Annotated in this window: 2 protein-coding genes; both read left to right on the forward strand. The window is 53.8% G+C overall.

Translation table 11 applies throughout. The annotated features are described in order from the left end of the window. The first annotated feature begins 542 nt into the window (after positions 1–542). Entirely contained in the window at positions 543–1505 is a 963-nt protein-coding gene (locus NZK35_RS31840) for a hypothetical protein (RefSeq protein ID WP_259636572.1), read from the forward strand. Positions 1506–1796: 291 nt separating this feature from the next. Beyond that, a partial coding sequence (locus NZK35_RS31845; protein ID WP_259636573.1) for an ECF-type sigma factor occupies positions 1797–2105 on the forward strand: 309 nt, incomplete at its 3' end.

The following is a 2105-nucleotide window of genomic DNA, read 5'->3' on the forward strand; positions in this document are numbered from 1 at the left end:
TGTCAGGCTGATAGACGGCGGCGTTTGGTTGACACCGGCTGCTTATTGTTCAGGCTCATCACTTAATCACAAAAGAATGAGGTTCGTCATGTTGAGAATTCTGCTGTTGCCGTTTGTTGTGTGCAGTGTTTACTCGGTGAGTTGCCCGGCCCAGCAAGTCGGCTCCACGGAACAGATACAGTGATCAAACGGCGTGGAGCCACTTGTTCATCGCCGGAATCGACCCGAAGACAAACAAGGCTGCATGTTGGGAATTTTCAAGCACTGGGGCGATTAGCGAAATCTCGTACGACGATCGCGGAACGAAGATTACTGGCGATCACACTCGATCCAATGGCGACCAGCTTACCTTCAAGGGCGAATTCTCTGTCGATGGTGATTGGCTGCGTTATCGATCGAAGATTGGGCCCGAAGGCGAGGAGCCGAAGCCGTACGCTTGGAACTACCGAGATGCCGAGTAAATGCCGTCAATCGCAAACCCGAATGCTTGGCAGTGCAACCAGAGTCCGTTTCTCATCCCTTCGATAAACGTAAAGTTCCCAATGATTGTAAAACCTCGAATCCGATCCCGCTTACTGGCCTTTGTGGCATTCGGTGTGTTTTGTCTTGGCTCGTCGTCTTCGCTATCGGCTGGAGAATTAGCCGAACGAATCATGGGCTATTTTCCCGGCAAGTGGATCATCAAAACGGCTGATGGCGACGTCGGCGGCGAAGTCGAATGGAGTCGCGTGGCTGGTGGCAAGGCTGTTTCTGGTTCTGGTAAGCAGGAGGGGCAACCGTCCTTCTCCATGGCCGGTTGGGATGCAGAGAAAGAACTGTGGATTCACAACTGGTTCGAATCGGATGGAACGCACGGCTATCTGGAAGTCGAGTCGTTTGCGGATGGCGTCTATAAGGGGAAAGCGGTGATTACATCCGGAGATGGCAAAGTCGCTTCAGGCCCCTGGCAGAACAAGATTCTGGACAAGAACTCCTTTGAAATAACCACGCCTTCGATCCAGGGTGGAATTGAAAAATCTTATTGGTTCCGAGCGGACGCGAACGAGACGCCTAGACATGTAAAGGACGCGATTGGCAGGCTAGTTGGCGAATGGTCCTGCGAGACGACGGTTGACGGAGAAACAGTCAAATGGGAGCTCGAGTGTCAATGGTCGCCTGATGAATCGAGCATCACCTACAACTGGTCGGGCACGGATATCGTCACAGGCCAAACGAACTCTGGATCGGGGATTCTTGGTTGGGATGCAGTAAAGCAACTGGTCGTTGAATTGGAGATCGATGCTGACGGATCGACTTATCGTTCGACCCATCACATTCTTGAAAACGGTGATTGGACGAGTCCCACCAAGGGTTCCACCATCATTGACGGAAAGCGTGTTCATGTTGAGTCCCACCGTGTTTTTACGTGGCCGTCGAATGACGAGTGGCGAGGGCGAGACACAAAGCGGATGATTGACGGCGTTCCGGTCGAGGAAACGACCACGGTTTGCAAGAGGAAGAATTAGGCAAGACCCGCCATTGACGGAAAGCCTCAAGATCATTTTGAGTAGCCATTACGTGGGATCTCGAAAAGGAGGGAGCCCCACGAGGCTAAGGCCAGGACTCTGCCGTAAACGACTTGCAGTGTTGTCTTTGACGTACGGCGAGTCGTGAGCAGTGTTGCTTCTAGCTCCAGATCCTGAGTCAGCCGACGTTCGTGTGCGTCCACGCACGCATGGCTGTTGGTCCTGATGCCAGGAGGCGCTTCCCCGATTGAAATGCTGTAGACTGCCGCGCAGGATCGCTATGTTGGGCCTATGTCAGATGTAACCCAGATTCTTGCTCAGATCGAACAGAGCGATCCGTCGGCGGCCGATCAACTGCTGCCGTTGGTGTATGAGGAGCTGCGCAAGTTGGCAGCATCCAGGCTCGCGCAGGAAAAACCCGGCCAAACGCTGCAGGCGACTGCACTCGTTCACGAGGCGTATGTGCGGCTTGTCCAAGCAGGGAATCCCCAGCAATGGGACTCGAAGGGCCATTTCTTCGCTGCCGCCGCGGAAGCGATGAGACGGATATTAGTCGATCAGGCGCGTCGTAAAAAATCGTTTCGTTCGGGTGGGAATCGC

This window comes from Stieleria sedimenti (assembly GCF_025060895.1).
GTDB classification, from domain to species: domain Bacteria; phylum Planctomycetota; class Planctomycetia; order Pirellulales; family Pirellulaceae; genus Stieleria; species Stieleria sedimenti.

Bases quoted from the DNA above. Each gene is read 5' to 3' on its own strand.
- NZK35_RS31840 (WP_259636572.1), top strand. From the start codon at position 543: ATGATTGTAAAACCTCGAATCCGATCCCGCTTACTGGCCTTTGTGGCA.